Here is a 14,699-nt window from a genome sequence, read left to right on the forward strand (position 1 = left end):
GCATGACACGCAACTCGATATTCAAACGAGTTACTGGGAACAAAAGCTAATTAACGAGCAACCTATGCGGACCGAGTCGCCGAAATTGAACAGAAAACCGCTGATAAAAGGCAATCCATTCAGTCAGCCTATACCTCTGCATCTTTAAGCATGATCTCAACCCTAACCAGTGATGCTGCCAGTATGCTATCGGCAATGGCGAGGAGGGGAGTGCAGCATATAAAGCTATGTTTCTCGCGAGCAAAGCAGCATCTATTGCTCAGGCAATCGTGAATACCGAGGTGGCGGCAACAGAAGCCCTGAAGCTTGGTCCCATTCTTGGTATTCCTGCCAGCACAATGATTCGAGGTATTGGTTACACGTCAGTCGCCCTTATGGCCTCAACAACCATTGCCGGTATGGCACATGACGGTATTGATAATGTTCCCCGCGAAGGCACTTGGTTGCTCGATAGAGGCGAGCGCGTTGTTGATGCACGTACCAACGCGGATTTGAAGGGGTATCTATCCAGCAAACTAACCAGCGCCGGAGACAGCGCAACCACTAACAATGGTGGCAACGTGATTATCCATCAGAATATATCCGTCTCTGGCAGTGGTGATAAGGCGCTAGCGTCGGCGATGGAGCAAGCGGCCAATAAAGGGGCTACCGATGGGGCTTCACTGGCCGTCAGCAATTATTGCAGGATTTCCAGACTCGCGGACAGGCACGACGATTATTGGGCGTTTAATCCCATTTAATAAAGATTATTGCAGGAGATATTTATGCAAGAGAAATTCGTTATTAAAAATACCGCCGGTTTATATATCGGAAATATGATTATCGGCACTGATGTAACGTTTGTGCTGAAACTCGAATTAGCGAAGACATTTGCTAATGATGTAGCAGCAAATGATTTTATCGAAAAGAGCGGCCTGGCTGATGTTGAAGTTAAAAAGGTCAATGTAATTACTACGATTGAAGAGGTGTGATTATGAATGATACTAACAACGCCATTTTAAAATCCGCCGCCATTGGCGATGGTGTTATCCATGCGAATAAACTGCGTGAAACAGAAGAACAGCGCCGCATTACAGCGATTGAAGAGCGGGTTGTTGCGCTTGAATCTGCGCTTTCGGGAGGAACTATTACTGCAACCCGTATATTGAAAATTGAAGCTAATGGTTGCGCAGGATAACCACGCAACCGGTTTATTAATTGATGTCTTTAAAATTTGTGAGGAAGTTAGCTAGATTAAGCACGTGTTTGTCATCTTTTTGAAGCTTTAATTGTTCAAGTAATGCTTTCTTTTCAACGGGATTAAATCTTGTGAAAAATAAAGCAAGAGTGAACCTCAAAGCCAAGATCTCTTCACCTAAAGATTGAAGAGAGGAACCATCAATAGAATCGGCAAACTGAATATCTTTGTCACTCATTTTTATTTCCTTAATCCGAAGGTAATCAGCCATCTCCTCCGGGGTAAACGCCTGCGCTCATACGCGGGCGGGCTGATGGGTTCCCTTGTGCTGTGCGTAATGTTTTTGCTTTTACGTTAGCCCTACAACCACGGGCTGTATAGCCTGATATTTGATCAGTTTTTCAAGCGAGGAAACATGCCTGACGTTATCGACTGGCCAGATGCTCTTGTTCCTTCATCATTAGGCTGGCGGCTGGAAAGCAACTCAAAATCATTCCGATCGCCATTCAACGGGGCGACGCAAACAGTTCGTTATCCCGGCTCCCGCTGGCGCTGCACTCTGTCATTGAACAATATGCCTGACGATAAATCCCGACGCGTAGAGGCGCTGGTGGCGTCGCTTGATGGTGAATACGGCAGAGTTAAATTGTGGGACTACGGACGGAGAGGCAGAACGCCAGCAGGATCGCCGTTGGTCGCTGAATCCGGGCAAACAGGAACAGAACTGAATACATACGGCTGGACGCCCGGCACAATAGTTCTGAAAACAGGTGATTACATCACTGTTAATGATGAATTGAAAATCATTGTGGCCGATGCCGTCAGTGATGGAAACGGTTTTTCTGTTATCAATATTGCGCCCATGCTGCGATCCTCACCGCCCGCCGACTCCCCAATAGAGATACAGAAACCCTACGGCATTTTCAAACTGATTGATAACGATCAGGGTGTAATGAATCGCGTTCCTGGTGTTTTTACAAGTACCAGCATTGAACTTGAGGAGGCGTACTAATGCTGTATTCACCATTTTCCGAGGAAATGGCCGATCTGCTGTCCAGGGATCGTGTAACGGCAGCGGTCGCCGGGAAGATTCATTTTAAATCTGGTACCACTTATGCCCATACCGGCACCGGACAGTTAACGCTGGGTGGTGAAGTTTATTACGGCGTTGGCATGTTTGGCTCTATTGATGACGTAAAAGAGGAGCATACAACCAGCCCGACACAACTCAAATTAACGTTAACGGGACTGGACACCAGCCTGATTGCAAAAACCATGAATGAGTCATGTGTGGGCCGCAATGCTGAATTGTATATCGTGGCATTGAGTGATGAGGGAGTACCTCTGGGGTACGAATTGATATTCAAGGGGCGGATATCATCAACCGGTATCAATGCCGGAGATAATAATACCGTTCAATACACCGCATCAAATGTCTTCGAAGACTGGCAGCGACCGTTTCCCGGACGATTTACCGATGAATCTCACCAGTCGGCATATCCCGGCGATCGGATATTCCGTTATGTCGCCCAGATGGCCGAACGCTCTATTTACTGGGGCAGTAAAAAAGACGCGCCGGGATTCACCTATCAGTGAGGTAGTTATGCGCCGTTATGATTGGCAAAAACAATTGATTGACGTGATCCTGGCCGCTGAAAAGCGGCCTTTTTCATGGGGTAAAAATGACTGCCTGCTGTTTGCCGCTGATTGCGTAGCCGCCATGTGTGGGCAGGATTTCGCTGCCCAATATCGTGGAACCTATGACAATGAGGTCGGCGCGAAAAAAGTATTACTGAAAACACACGGAACGCTGGAAAAAGCGATTGGCTCCTGCCTTACAGAAGTGCCGGTAAAACAGGCCCAGCGCGGTGATGTGGCAATTATTAATAACAATGGTAGCCGGTGTGCGGGGATCGTCTGGATCGGCGGCGTTTTTGCGATGGGTATTAATGGTGTGGTGCTGATGCGTGAACGTCCATTGAGCGTGTGGAGAGTTGAATAATGCCTGCTGCTATCCCGATTGTTGCAGCGGTTGCTGCTGGCGCGGCGGCTGCGGCTCAAATGTATGTTGTTGCTGCGGTAATCATGATCGCCGGTACGGTCGCATCAATGCTGCTGACAAAAACGCCAGGTGTTGACAACTACCGTAGCCAGTCAGAGCGTAAACAAGTATTGCGAGCCGCTGCCAGTCCTAAAACTGTTGTTTATGGCAAAACCATGTCGGCAGGGACACTGTTCTTTTCTGAAGAGCAATCTGGTGAACAAGACGATGGTGAATTGCTGTACCTTGCTATAACTCTCGCTGGCCATCCGTTATATCGAATCGGCGACATCTATCTTGCAGACGATCTGATTGGAACTTATGGCGGTAATGTCGGGTATGAATTTCATAACGACCGACAGACGGCAGACCCGTACTTGCTGGAAAATGCCCCGTCATGGAAAGACGATATGATCGGCAAAGGAGTCGCCTGGCTGCGCGTCACGCTGAAATTTGACTCTGAAAAATTTCCCAGTGGGATACCGAATATTAAGGTCGAGAAGTGGGGCTGGGAGGTTTATGACCCTCGCACTGGTGACACCGCCTGGAGTGATAACGCGGCGCTGGTCATCCTGCATTACTATCGTTATTACTTGAAAGTACCCGATTCGGAAATTAACTGGGAACAGTTTGAAGTTGCCGCAAACATTTCAGACGAATCAGTCATCCGTGGTGATGGTAATACTGAGCGCCGTTACACCATAAACGGCGAGTTTGATCTGAGCGAGAACAAATCAGCAATTCTTGATGACATGCTGGCATCATGTGCAGGCGAGCCAACGTACATCGGCGGGCGTCATGGCTTGCTTGTCGGCGCATATTACGGCCCGGCCGTTGAGGAAATTCACGAAGGGCAACTGGCGGGCGATATCGAGATCATGCCGGAGGTTTCCCAGTCTGACCGGGTAAACACGATTAACGGCACTTTTATCGATCCTGAACAATCCTATTCAGAGGCAGATTTTCCGGCCGTGTCGGTGCCTGAATGGGTTGCAGAAGACGGCGTTGAAATATCTCAGGATATGAAGCTGCGCTTTGTTATCAGTGAGTTCCAGTCTCAGCGCCTGGCTGATATCAAGCTGAAGCGTGCACGCGTCGCGCGTACAATTAATCTGCCAATAAATTTGAGCGGCTACCGCTACCGCCCAGGTATGTACGTTAAATTGTTTTTGCCATCGCTGGGTATTGATGGTGTTGAAATGCGTGTAGCTGACTGGCAGTTCAGTATTCAAAACGGTGTAAAACTTACGCTGAAACAAGAGGGCGCGGATGTTTGGAATGATGCGATTGGCAAACTGATAGATCGTGCTCCGCTGACCAACCTCCCTAATGGTGCGCCGGGTGCGCCAGAAAACCTATCTTATTCTACACAGATCATTGCAGACGTTGTTCAGGGACTGTTGACATGGACGACGCGGGAAACAGTTGCACACTACAATGTGCTGTTTATCCAGAATGGTGAGACGATCTACACCGCTCAGGTTCCCGGCACGCAATGCCGTGTGACTGGACTACCGGAGGGTGAATACATAGCGGAAGTTCGCGCAGTCGCGATGAATGGTGCCCAATCTGTTCCTACCTCCATCACGTTTAAAATCAATTCGCCGGCCGCGCCAGATCGTGTTGATGTAACGCCGGGGTTATGGTCTGTTGAGTTGCATCCGCGAGTTATTGCAGGACTTCCAGTTGGTACCGTGTTTGAGTTCTGGTTTTCAGTGGATCGTTTGAGCGATATCAGCTTGGTTGAAACCAATGCCAACTATCTGGGGCGGGGGGCGTCATACACCAAAGTTGGGCTGAAAGAGGTCGGGAAGGTTTACTGGTTCTATGTGCGTAGCGTGAATTCATATGGCGCATCTGCATTTGTAGAAGTTGGCGCCAGTGTTGACAGCGATGTGGCACCGATATTTGAAGAAGCTGTCGAGGTGGTTTTTGAAACAGACGCGTGGAAATCTTTAACTGGTCAGGTTGACGAGCAGGGCAATAACATCAGTCAATTGAAGGATGGTGTAGATGCCCTGGCACTTGGAGTTATCGAAAACACACTAAACATTACTGAAACCCGTAATCAGCTGAATGACGCAGTTGAGTCTATCAGCACAAACATTACGAACACTCGCACAGAACTGGAAGCCGCTGATGCATATCTGACTCAGCGCGTTGATGGATACATTGCTGAAAATGATGGACGTGTGGCGCAGGTCATCAATGATGTTACCACTGTAAAAAATGAGCAAGAGGTACAGGCTCAGGGACTGGATGCCGTTGTTGCCAAATCTGATGATAACGCAGCGCTGATCGCCAGCGAAACAACCGCACGTATTGCCGGTGATGAGGCCAACGCACAAGACATCGCTACGACGAGAGCGACATTAGCGGACAATACCGGCCGGATCACGTCTGTTGAACAAGCCCAGGCAACAACCGATAGCGCCGTCGCTGCTGTAAAGCAGGACATCGTTGCACAGGCAGGGCGTATTGACGGTCATGACCAATCCATATCTCATTTAACGACTGAGCAGCAGTCTCTGGCAAACCAGCAAGAGACAACGGCCAGCGCGGTAACGGGCCTCACGTCTGAGTTCAACAGCAATAAAGCTGATGTTAATCAGTCACTGCAAACGCTGGCGACGAATGACGCGGCGCAGGCACAGATGATTAACGGCCTACGCGCTGACACTGATGATAACAGCGCTTCTATAACTGAGTTGTCTGAAACGGTGGCTGGGCATGACAGCAGCCAGGCCAGTGTTAAACAATCATTAGAGGCGCAGGCGCGGGCTCAGATTCAGGATGCGTTAAACGGCACGGAAGAAGCGCAGCAGCGCCGCCAGAATGTTGCCAAAATCACCACTCAGCAGGAGGTGCAAGCCGATGAGCAACAGGCGTTGGCACGGGAACTGACGCAGATTGAGACGGAGTTTAACGGCCAAATTGCATCAACTAACGCAGCATTGCAGCAAGAGTCGCTGACGCGCAGCACAGAAACAGCGGCGCTCAGTCAGCAGACAAATGCGCTTAGTGCTCGCATGAGTAATGCCGAGTCCGATATTGACGGAACCGCTGATGCGCTATCAGCAACACAGGCAACGGTGACGCAGCAGGGGCAGACAATCACGTCTCAGGGCCAGTCTATCAGTCAGATGTCTGCAACTATTAACGGTGTTAGCGGCGTTGCTAATGACGCACAGAGTAAAGCAAACGCTAACGCTACGGCGTTACAGCAGACGAACGCGACGGTCACTCAACACGGAAACACATTAACGGCCCAAGCTACACAGATTAGTCAGATTACGGCCAGTGTTAATGGAGTATCAGCGGAAATCAATGACGTCAGCAGTATTGTTAATGGCATTGATAATCAACTGAGCGCGTTCCGTACAATTAAAATCGCCGTGGATGCAAATGGTCGTCAATATGTCGCCGGTATCGGTCTTGATGTCTCTAATTCAACTGCAGGGATGCAGAGCAATATTATTTTGCTGGCTGACAGAACATCAATAATGACCAACGCCGGTGGTACGCCGACGATGATATTTACGACGCAGGGTGCTCAGGCAATTTTGAATAGTGTGATCATCGGTGATGCGACAATTAATTTTGCAAAAATCGCCAATGATATTCAATCATCGGTCATGGGAGCGAATGGTCAGCCGCTATGGAAACTGGATAAAAATGGTTCCCTTACCATGGTGGGCCCCAATAGCGGTGATGGCTATCTGACAATAAACGGTAATCTGCTACAGGTATTCGACGGAACAGGGTTCTTGATAGCAAGATTTGGGATATGGAGTTAATTTTATGCCATCAGGCTTACAAATATTTAATAAAAACGTTGCTAACCCTAGCATTCCGATACTGGATATTACGTCGCGCTGTCTTAATGTTCTTGGAGAGATTAGCACCGGTCTATGGGCCGGTCGTAACACGTGGGATCATCCGCCTACTTACTATGAATCGAGCAATTACACTAGTGAAAATATATTCACGTGGAGAACGATCACAGTGCCTGAGTTTTCACTCGGCGACCCCTATTATAACGTTAGTCTGAAGCTGTACGATGCAATTTTTAATCCTAACAATCAACCGGTCCAGAATTGGTTGATACCTGGCGTTTTCTCAAGTGTGGCCTCCTTGCAGGCGTGGGCTAGGGGCGAAAATCTGAATATTTACCACTCTATTTGTACTCCTGACGTTGAAATCACCGGAACTACACTCAGATATAGATATATGCCAGAGTGGAGGGATAACATTCCTGGCGACTATAACGGTATCATGATAGGTGGATTTAGAATAACGTATGGGGTTATCTGATGCCTGGCGGAACTCAAGTATTTAATAAAAGCAGAACGTTACAGCTCACAAATAATGACTTACCGTATGTTTTGTTAAAAAGTATGAGAATTACCAGTACAGCTCAATGGAATAATCAGGATCAAATAAGTTCATTGTCTAATCCAAAATTTACATTGCCTCAAAACATTCAAATTTATAGCGATATTATTTTTTTTATACGTGCAAATGGCTTTGATGCAAGGTGTACTGTCGATCCCTACGGCGGCGTATTTAAATGGCATGACTTAGTGTTACAACCTGGTCAATACATTGACATATATGCATTTTCGCGATTTAGACCAACCATACAAAGCACTCGTGGTATGCAATTATTTTATCCGGGGAAAGGATTGGTTTTCGATGGCTCATGGTATCTTCTGAATATTGAAAAAGTGTACACCATACCAGCATATAAACCGGATTACTCAGCTAACGGAGGAGTAACTACATATAATATAGCAACCGAATACACAGATGCTAATTACGCAGTTGGCCTGTCCACATTTAAACAAATTCATCATAAGTTTAGCGGTGCCGGCGGTCTTTTATCTACGCAGTTACAGAATTGTGTGTGGATGCAAGGAAATACCATAAAAGTGAATTACGTCCCTTTATACTCTGACGTAACAGGAGGATGGACGGGAATAATAGGGTTTGCGCAAAGTAGTGCAACATACGCCTACGTGATTAACACTACAAATTTACCTCTTCCATATAGCATCAATTAACTAGCCGCCTTGTGCGGTTTTTTCGTCTGGAGAAAAATTATGCCAACTTATCGGACAGGCACCGCCACGCTTACTAATGGCTCAAAAACAGTAACTGGTTCGGGAACACAATGGGCTAATGCAATTAACGGCGTATTTCCGGGAATGATGTTTATTGGTCCAGATGGGAAAATAAACATTATTGCCACTGTCGCGAGCAGTACGTCATTAACGCTGGAGGATAATTACACAGGTTCCACGGCCAGTGGGCAGGCGTACAAAATCATTACGACATATGAGGGTGATATTAGCCAGTTCTCAGCACGTTTTACTGCGCTGTTAGCGCGTTTTGAGGGTAATTCTGACGTTCTCTACACCTGGCTGACGTCTACTGCTGCGACAATGACGTGGACGAAAGCTGATGGCACGACTGAAACAGTAGCGACGTTATCAGCGATAACAGCAACTGTTCCAGTCGCTCGTGGGGGAACTGGTGCAACGACAGCTGCGCAGGCTCGCGCAAACCTGGGTTTGGGTTCAATAGCTGTTTTGAATTCTCCTTTGCCGAAAGCGAATGGAGGCTCAGGCACAGTACTGGGGGCGTTCGGTAATCTGGAGCCGCATGCAGAAACAGATATGGCATCATTACTTGCATATCTGGCATCAGCGGATCAGAGAAACAATCTGGCCGGGTCTGTTTCTGTAAACAATGTCTGGAAAACAGTACTTAGCGTTAGACATAGGGCGGGTCTTACCGATGGGACTGCCTACGGGTGTGTACTCGTAGATGAAGGTATGACAACGGTGGGATACGGAAATAACTTCGCCCTATATAAACAAGTAGCAAATACGTGGCTCGCGCCAGTGTATTTGTGGCATAGCGGCAATTTAGTTAAGCAAGCTTCGACAACTGATGCTACAGCGGGCGCTGTCATGATTAACGGTGCTTGGGGGCTTGGTTCCGCCCCTCTTACGTTCCCCAACGCAAACAATGCGATGAATCTTTCGACAAGTAGCCCGTTGTTTATTCGTTCATCTGCTGTCTCGTCAGAAAATTCTAATTGGCCGACCTCTGCTATAGCATGGAGAGGAATACAGATCCCGTGGGATAGCGCAGCGAGATCTCAAATTGCTATCGGATATTCAAGTAACGATGTTGGATTATATGTAAGAACGAGAACGGCAGCAGGGAATGAAAGCCCGTGGTATCGAGCACTAACAAGCAATATATATACTGTTGATGCAAACGGATTTATTAAAACTGCCTCACCGGTGGTTAAACTTTTTAGCGATGGTTCTATTGAAGCAAACGATGAAGCAACAGGCGTAACGGCAGAGAAAATAGGAATTGGTGAATATAAGATATCTGGGTGCTTGGGATTTAATTCTGATCCGGCGTGGGGAGGCATTGATGGCGGCATCGAAATCCCTCTTGATGCCAATAAACAACCTCTCATCTGGGTTAATTCGACTGTTGACGCTGACGGCTCAATAATCATCTGCACATATCATCGCACACATCCTGATGCGCCAGAATTTGCACAAAATAACATCGAGGGTGTAGAGAGCGGCCAGCCGATCGATATTCCTGCAGGTCGCTGGATTGATGTTCGCGTTCAGATGCCTGGTTCTGATGAACCAGAGTCATTGCTATCTGAGCCATCAGAATCAATGTCTGAATAATCAGGCTCTGGCGCTGCTGGCATAGATAAACGTAGATCTATCCAGCGCCCGACTGGAATATCCATCAATTCCCCGGGCACAACATTTCCCGTCTCAACATCAAACCGGCGCTTACTGACGTGTACAGTAATATCGCCGTTCTCCGCTGTTTCTGTTTCAACAAAACAGAGACGGTTGCCGTTCACGTCTTGCGGGATTTCAATTGTCCAACCTGATTCCGCGAGCCCTAAGGAACCCGTAACGAGATAAACGCCCGTATCTTGGCGCTCCGCCGTTACTCCTTCTGCCTCATTATTTACGGCCCCACACCCAGCTATATTAAAACCAACTGACCAATTGTCTAACATTTGTTCAGGGGTGTTAGCAAGACGCAATATTGGTGATGCTGATTTTAGGAACCCATTCGAATCGACCGTGTACTGATTGGATAGCAAAACATTTAGCCACCCATTATTCATACTGGATCTACGTGTATGGACTCGCATACGCACAGCTGCGAGCGATGTAGCGCACAATACAACAGTAGTCGCTGATGCTGAGCCATCAACATTAAAAGCCGCATGATACCCTGTCCACGCCACATCATTAGTGGGAAACCCGGTATTGCCACCAGTAGATCCGATAAACCCGCATTGAGGGGAACTAACAAACGCATCGAATGATGAGGATGTCCTATTAATGCCTCCGACACCCCAGGCACCATTTATCATCACCGCACCGGCTGCCGTATCAGAAACTGAAGACTGCTTAACTAAATTGCCGCTATGCCACAATGCTACAGGTGTTGACCAAACGCCATTCCACTGCTTGGCTAACTGGAATGAGTTATAATTATTTTGATTCAATCCTGCATCAATCAGGGCAAATCCGTAGTTGTATGCTGATGCTGCTACACTCCCCCCTCTGTGCCTGACGCTCAAAAATGATTTGTATGCTGAGTTGACGTTAGCTGATCCAATTGAAGAGTTTCCTGTGTTAGCCAAACCGGCATAAAATTCTGCATCGTCAGCATAATACGTTGTTCCATCTGTATTGGTCCCATCAATATTTGTTGGGGAGCCTAGTGTTGTTCCAGAGCCGCCGTTAACTTTCGGCAAAGGAGAATTCAAAACAGCTATTGAACCCAAACCCAGGTTTGCGCGAAAAACGCGATAAAAATACAATCAGTAATTTCAAGGAATTGCGAAATGCTGATCGGCTATGCGCGGGTATCAACAGGGGATCAAAACCTCGATTTACAGAAAAATGCGCTGGACCGCGCAGAATGTGAACAGATATTTGAGGACACGGCCAGCGGAAAAAATGCTAAGCGCCCAGGTTTGCGCCGCGCAATTCGGCGCCTGAAACGAGGCGATACGCTGGTGGTCTGGAAACTGGATAGGCTGGGCCGCAGCGTGCGTGACCTGATCACGATGGTTTCTGATTTACAGTCGCGGGGCATTCACTTTCGCAGCCTGACCGACAGCATTGACACATCAACGCCAGCTGGCCGTTTCTTTTTTCACGTTATGAGTGCGCTGGCTGAGATGGAACGAGAATTAATTATTGAGCGCACACGCGCTGGTTTAGCCGCAGCAAGAGAGCAGGGTAGGATCGGGGGCAGGCGCCCGGTAATGACGCCAGATGTTATTGAGCATGCCAGGCAGATGTTGCAGAACGGCGCAACACGGCGTCAAGTTGCGGAGATTTGCGGCGTGACGGTGAAAACGATTTATAAATATTTCCCTGCCGGTAATTGATCGCTATAACCGATCAATTAACCCAAATCGATCTGTATAAACGTTTATAAAATATACAGATCAGGTGCCATGATTGTGGTGATGAAAAACTATAAAAACGGCACTAGGGGAAGCGCCCATCGGTAACTCGATGGGCTTTTTTATATGTAATCAAGCAAAAAACGACAGGCGGCCAGCGATGATGTCGAGCGCGTCTTCAAGAGTAGGAACAGGATCAATATGAATCGCTGGCGCTTCGTTTTCCCCGATGTGTACCGCGATATAAAAACCGCTATCTTCTATAACCACATATGAGCCGGCGGGGCATGCTGTTAGCATGTCGTCTTCGTCGAGTATGCAGATCGTCGTTCCGTGATAATCGATTTGTCTCACCGTGTTTCAGCTCCAATCTCATGCATTACCAGTCATTAATTTCATTAGTCTCAGGACACCAATAGGACACCTTGTTTTTATAATTAATTGTTTTTATTTGTATATATCATCTATCGAGCATCGGCGCAATGGAGAAACGTTGGTGACGGTATTTCTGCGGATTATCTGTATTCATGCTGGTTCAGGCTGGTTTTTTCCGTGGTTATATCTTTGATGGTTCTGTCGTATTTTCGCTTTATCCGCACCGTTGCATCGCTGCCATTGCATGGGGATCTGAAAGAGAAAGACACTATTAACGCTTACTATAACATAGAGAAACGCTCGCGTGACGATGGCGGCGCCCTGCGCCGGATGTCGGGATGGAAAAGGAATGACTTCAATAATCAATAGGATGTTTTCTATGGAAAGCGCGCATATGGAATAGCCTCTTATGGCTATTCGGATATTCTGTTTTTCATCACGAAAGATAATAAAAATATGAAATGACAGCCATGACGGTTTTTAACCCGGAATGACGCATTATCATAACCTGCCGGCATGATTGGCATAAATTGAAAAAAAGAAATTGTTGATGAGGAAATAAAGGTTTTTAGGCGAAAGTAGTGATTTACCTTTTTTGTCCTCATCTTGAGGTAATACTCATGATAGCGCTGGTTGATATTGAGCGATATTAAGTAGATATAGAATTAACAACGTCATCCAGGAAACTGAAAACTCGTGGCAACCTTCTATTCGCATGACTTTTCCTGGCGCTTTTCGAACGAAAATTTTATGAACTCTTTTGAATGTCTTTATCTGATATTCTTTGAAAATAATATCCGCAGTGCGGACAAATCATAATGATATTTTTACGAAATCTGGTTTGGCTTTGCTCTGATTTCTGAGAGCATTTGGGACAGGTGACGTCAACTGATGTGTCACGAAACATCTTAAAACCATTAAAGATAGACATATCTTTCACCGGTAGATGTATGGGTTGTAAGTATAGGCGGTTCTGTTAATGATAGCTCGTAATGGTTTATTTATTGTTCGGTTTTGCGCGGGAATATGGCGGCGATAAAAAATTCCGAGACTGACGGCAGAAAGGCATAAAGAGCAAGTCCATGATGTGATAACGAATAAAGAGAGAACCCGCGGCGTAAAATTTTCGATCGCTGTAAACTGAGCGAAAAATACCACAGAACAGCCAATATTCGACTATGCTTAAAACGGTGTCTTCTATCACCAGGAAGCTTATTCTCACTAAGAAGGAACTATTTATGTCTATGTTCAAGAAAAGCCTTGCCGTTATTTTCTCCGCGCTACTCTTATCTGCCGTTGTTGGGTGTAATACCACGCGTGGCGTTGGTGAGGATGTTGAAGCCGGCGGGAACGCAATACAGCGCAGCGCGCAGTAAACGCGCAGAGCTTCTGTGCCGGGAGCGAGTTATACCGCTCTCGCTAAACGTCTCATGATTAATTTCATCGTAATCATTTGATTTTTTGACCCGCACCGAGTTTGTTTGCTAATAAGCATTGTAATGCAATCACCATCTCCATTCTCTGAATGGCCGCGTAATATGCATATCCTCCGCCGCAGGGGGAATACCATGATTAAATCACTCAATCTCGGCCTCCTGCCAAAACAGCCGAAATAAAAGACGGACAGGGTTAAGCTAACCCTGGCTGCAATATTTGCTGTAAGCGGGCAGGGATATTTTGCGCATACTGTTGCAACTGGGCGATAACAGTATCGACCAGCGCGGAAGCCGGACGGTGCAGCGGACGAATTATGCTGACGGTAAAAGGCACATCAATACTGAAAGGGCGTACCACCACGCCGGAAGCGGCGTAGTCCAGCGCGGTCAGCGGATTAACGATCGAGATGCCCACGCCCGCGCGCACCATGGCACACACCGACGCCGCGCTGTGAGTCTCCAACACCATCTGACGAGAGACGCCTTCCTCCCTAAACAGCTTATCCAGCAATTGACGATAGCTGTCGGCGCTCGACAGGCTGATAAAAGGTTCGCCGGCGAAATCGGCGGGGGAGAGTACCGTTTTGCTTGCCAGAGGATGCCGGGCGGGAAGGACGCAAACTTCGTTTAGCATCATCAGGGTCTGGCGTTCGGTACCGGCGGGCGTTACGCTATTTTCGGTGAGCCCCAGATCGTGTCGCTGGGCGGACAGCCATTCCTCCAGCAGCGGCGACTCCTGCGGAATAATGTGCAGGTTGAGCGACGGGTAGCGGGTCAGCAGCGGTTTGCACACGTCAGGCAGCAGCGACTGCGAGAATACCGGCAGACAGGCGATCGAAAGTTGCGCCTGCTGAAAGCGGCGAATATCCCCGGCGGCGTTGATAATCCTGTCCAGGCCGTAATAGGAGCGCTGAACTTCTTCAAACAGCTGCAGACCCTGGGCGGTTGGATAAAGCCGCCCGCGCTGGCGTTCAAACAGCGTCATCTGAATCAGTTTTTCAAAGCGGGCCAGCTCGCGGCTGACCGTGGGCTGAGAGGTGTTCAGCAGCGCCGCCGCTTCCGTCAGATTGCCGGTGGTCATTACCGCATGGAAAATTTCAATATGTCGCAGCGACACCGCAGCCATGGCGCATCCTGTAAGGTTAAAAAACCATATCAAAAATGAATAGAGTATCGATATATAGATAT

The 14,699-nt window shown here is 47.6% G+C and carries 17 protein-coding genes; 12 read left to right on the forward strand and 5 right to left on the reverse strand.

Translation table 11 applies throughout. The features are described 5' to 3' along the window. The first annotated feature begins 227 nt into the window (after positions 1–227). Genes ACN28R_RS00005 through ACN28R_RS00015 form a run of 3 tightly spaced genes read left to right on the forward strand, consistent with a single transcriptional unit; the run spans position 228 to position 1,177 of the window. Positions 228–740 carry a hypothetical protein gene (locus ACN28R_RS00005; protein WP_095833209.1) on the forward strand — a complete coding sequence of 171 codons (513 nt, stop codon included), beginning with the start codon at positions 228–230 and terminating at the stop codon, positions 738–740. A 24-nt stretch (positions 741–764) separates the two neighbouring features. After that, positions 765–971, forward strand: a complete 207-nt coding sequence (locus tag ACN28R_RS00010) for a hypothetical protein (RefSeq protein ID WP_095833210.1) — start codon at positions 765–767, stop codon at positions 969–971. Positions 972–973: 2 nt separating this feature from the next. Further along, entirely contained in the window at positions 974–1,177 is a 204-nt protein-coding gene (locus ACN28R_RS00015) for a hypothetical protein (protein ID WP_095833211.1), read from the forward strand. 16 nt (positions 1,178–1,193) lie between these two features. Here ACN28R_RS00015 and ACN28R_RS00020 read toward each other — a convergent pair whose 3' ends face one another. After that, entirely contained in the window at positions 1,194–1,415 is a 222-nt protein-coding gene (locus tag ACN28R_RS00020; RefSeq protein ID WP_145957947.1) for a hypothetical protein, read from the reverse strand. Positions 1,416–1,592: 177 nt separating this feature from the next. On the opposite strand from ACN28R_RS00020, the gene ACN28R_RS00025 reads away from it, so the two are divergent. The 6 genes from ACN28R_RS00025 (at position 1,593) to ACN28R_RS00050 (ending at position 9,943) form a co-directional block, all read left to right on the forward strand. Beyond that, positions 1,593–2,189: a hypothetical protein gene (locus tag ACN28R_RS00025; RefSeq protein WP_095833213.1), complete on the forward strand. Its 597-nt coding sequence runs from the start codon at positions 1,593–1,595 to the stop codon at positions 2,187–2,189. Continuing rightward, entirely contained in the window at positions 2,189–2,773 is a 585-nt protein-coding gene (locus tag ACN28R_RS00030) for a hypothetical protein (RefSeq protein ID WP_095833214.1), read from the forward strand. The genes ACN28R_RS00025 and ACN28R_RS00030 overlap by 1 nt, the downstream gene beginning before the upstream one ends. A 7-nt stretch (positions 2,774–2,780) precedes the next feature. Beyond that, positions 2,781–3,179: a DUF6950 family protein gene (locus tag ACN28R_RS00035; protein ID WP_095833215.1), complete on the forward strand. Its 399-nt coding sequence runs from the start codon at positions 2,781–2,783 to the stop codon at positions 3,177–3,179. Beyond that, positions 3,179–7,015, forward strand: coding sequence for a phage tail tip fiber protein (locus ACN28R_RS00040; RefSeq protein WP_095833216.1), 3,837 nt, complete (start codon positions 3,179–3,181; stop codon positions 7,013–7,015). The genes ACN28R_RS00035 and ACN28R_RS00040 overlap by 1 nt, the downstream gene beginning before the upstream one ends. 516 nt (positions 7,016–7,531) lie before the next feature. Continuing rightward, entirely contained in the window at positions 7,532–8,281 is a 750-nt protein-coding gene (locus ACN28R_RS00045; RefSeq protein WP_095833218.1) for a hypothetical protein, read from the forward strand. A 39-nt stretch (positions 8,282–8,320) separates the two neighbouring features. Further along, positions 8,321–9,943, forward strand: a complete 1,623-nt coding sequence (locus ACN28R_RS00050) for a phage tail fiber protein (RefSeq protein ID WP_095833219.1) — start codon at positions 8,321–8,323, stop codon at positions 9,941–9,943. Here ACN28R_RS00050 and ACN28R_RS00055 read toward each other — a convergent pair. Beyond that, entirely contained in the window at positions 9,877–11,106 is a 1,230-nt protein-coding gene (locus tag ACN28R_RS00055; protein ID WP_145957948.1) for a phage tail fiber protein, read from the reverse strand. The two genes, ACN28R_RS00050 and ACN28R_RS00055, sit on opposite strands and share 67 nt — an antisense overlap. Positions 11,107–11,130: 24 nt before the next feature. Between ACN28R_RS00055 and ACN28R_RS00060 the strand changes: the two genes are divergently transcribed. Beyond that, positions 11,131–11,682 carry a recombinase family protein gene (locus ACN28R_RS00060; RefSeq protein WP_095833220.1) on the forward strand — a complete coding sequence of 184 codons (552 nt, stop codon included), beginning with the start codon at positions 11,131–11,133 and terminating at the stop codon, positions 11,680–11,682. A gap of 150 nt (positions 11,683–11,832) precedes the next feature. On the opposite strand, the gene ACN28R_RS00065 is transcribed toward ACN28R_RS00060, so the two are convergent. After that, a complete protein-coding gene (locus ACN28R_RS00065) occupies positions 11,833–12,054 on the reverse strand; it encodes a hypothetical protein (RefSeq protein WP_095833221.1) in 222 nt (73 codons plus the stop codon). 198 nt (positions 12,055–12,252) lie between these two features. Between ACN28R_RS00065 and ACN28R_RS00070 the strand changes: the two genes are divergently transcribed. Then, positions 12,253–12,444, forward strand: a complete 192-nt coding sequence (locus ACN28R_RS00070; protein ID WP_145957949.1) for a hypothetical protein — start codon at positions 12,253–12,255, stop codon at positions 12,442–12,444. A gap of 379 nt (positions 12,445–12,823) precedes the next feature. Here the strand turns inward: ACN28R_RS00070 and ACN28R_RS00075 are convergent, their stop codons facing one another. After that, positions 12,824–13,006, reverse strand: a complete 183-nt coding sequence (locus ACN28R_RS00075; RefSeq protein WP_335634467.1) for a YnfU family zinc-binding protein — start codon at positions 13,004–13,006, stop codon at positions 12,824–12,826. Positions 13,007–13,319: 313 nt separating this feature from the next. Between ACN28R_RS00075 and ACN28R_RS00080 the strand changes: the two genes are divergently transcribed. Next, positions 13,320–13,451 (forward strand): entericidin A/B family lipoprotein, encoded by a 132-nt coding sequence (locus ACN28R_RS00080; protein ID WP_048639809.1) that lies wholly within the window; start codon positions 13,320–13,322, stop codon positions 13,449–13,451. 253 nt (positions 13,452–13,704) lie between these two features. Here ACN28R_RS00080 and ACN28R_RS00085 read toward each other — a convergent pair whose 3' ends face one another. Continuing rightward, positions 13,705–14,637, reverse strand: a complete 933-nt coding sequence (locus tag ACN28R_RS00085) for a LysR family transcriptional regulator (RefSeq protein WP_095833223.1) — start codon at positions 14,635–14,637, stop codon at positions 13,705–13,707. Positions 14,638–14,699: the final 62 nt, after the last annotated feature.

Origin of the sequence: Brenneria goodwinii, assembly GCF_002291445.1 — a bacterium.
In the GTDB taxonomy this organism is placed as follows: domain Bacteria; phylum Pseudomonadota; class Gammaproteobacteria; order Enterobacterales; family Enterobacteriaceae; genus Brenneria; species Brenneria goodwinii.

What these genes read in the sequence shown, in the direction of transcription:
- ACN28R_RS00005 (WP_095833209.1), top strand. Translation starts at nt 228, where the DNA reads ATGTTTCTCGCGAGCAAAGCAGCATCTATTGCTCAGGCAATCGTGAAT.
- ACN28R_RS00060 (WP_095833220.1), top strand. Translation starts at nt 11,131, where the DNA reads ATGCTGATCGGCTATGCGCGGGTATCAACAGGGGATCAAAACCTCGAT.
- ACN28R_RS00010 (WP_095833210.1), top strand. Translation starts at nt 765, where the DNA reads ATGCAAGAGAAATTCGTTATTAAAAATACCGCCGGTTTATATATCGGA.
- ACN28R_RS00085 (WP_095833223.1), bottom strand. Translation starts at nt 14,637, where the DNA reads ATGGCTGCGGTGTCGCTGCGACATATTGAAATTTTCCATGCGGTAATG.
- ACN28R_RS00020 (WP_145957947.1), bottom strand. Translation starts at nt 1,415, where the DNA reads ATGAGTGACAAAGATATTCAGTTTGCCGATTCTATTGATGGTTCCTCT.
- ACN28R_RS00075 (WP_335634467.1), bottom strand. Translation starts at nt 13,006, where the DNA reads ATGTCTATCTTTAATGGTTTTAAGATGTTTCGTGACACATCAGTTGAC.
- ACN28R_RS00015 (WP_095833211.1), top strand. Translation starts at nt 974, where the DNA reads ATGAATGATACTAACAACGCCATTTTAAAATCCGCCGCCATTGGCGAT.
- ACN28R_RS00035 (WP_095833215.1), top strand. Translation starts at nt 2,781, where the DNA reads ATGCGCCGTTATGATTGGCAAAAACAATTGATTGACGTGATCCTGGCC.
- ACN28R_RS00025 (WP_095833213.1), top strand. Translation starts at nt 1,593, where the DNA reads ATGCCTGACGTTATCGACTGGCCAGATGCTCTTGTTCCTTCATCATTA.
- ACN28R_RS00040 (WP_095833216.1), top strand. Translation starts at nt 3,179, where the DNA reads ATGCCTGCTGCTATCCCGATTGTTGCAGCGGTTGCTGCTGGCGCGGCG.
- ACN28R_RS00050 (WP_095833219.1), top strand. Translation starts at nt 8,321, where the DNA reads ATGCCAACTTATCGGACAGGCACCGCCACGCTTACTAATGGCTCAAAA.
- ACN28R_RS00045 (WP_095833218.1), top strand. Translation starts at nt 7,532, where the DNA reads ATGCCTGGCGGAACTCAAGTATTTAATAAAAGCAGAACGTTACAGCTC.
- ACN28R_RS00080 (WP_048639809.1), top strand. Translation starts at nt 13,320, where the DNA reads ATGTTCAAGAAAAGCCTTGCCGTTATTTTCTCCGCGCTACTCTTATCT.
- ACN28R_RS00030 (WP_095833214.1), top strand. Translation starts at nt 2,189, where the DNA reads ATGCTGTATTCACCATTTTCCGAGGAAATGGCCGATCTGCTGTCCAGG.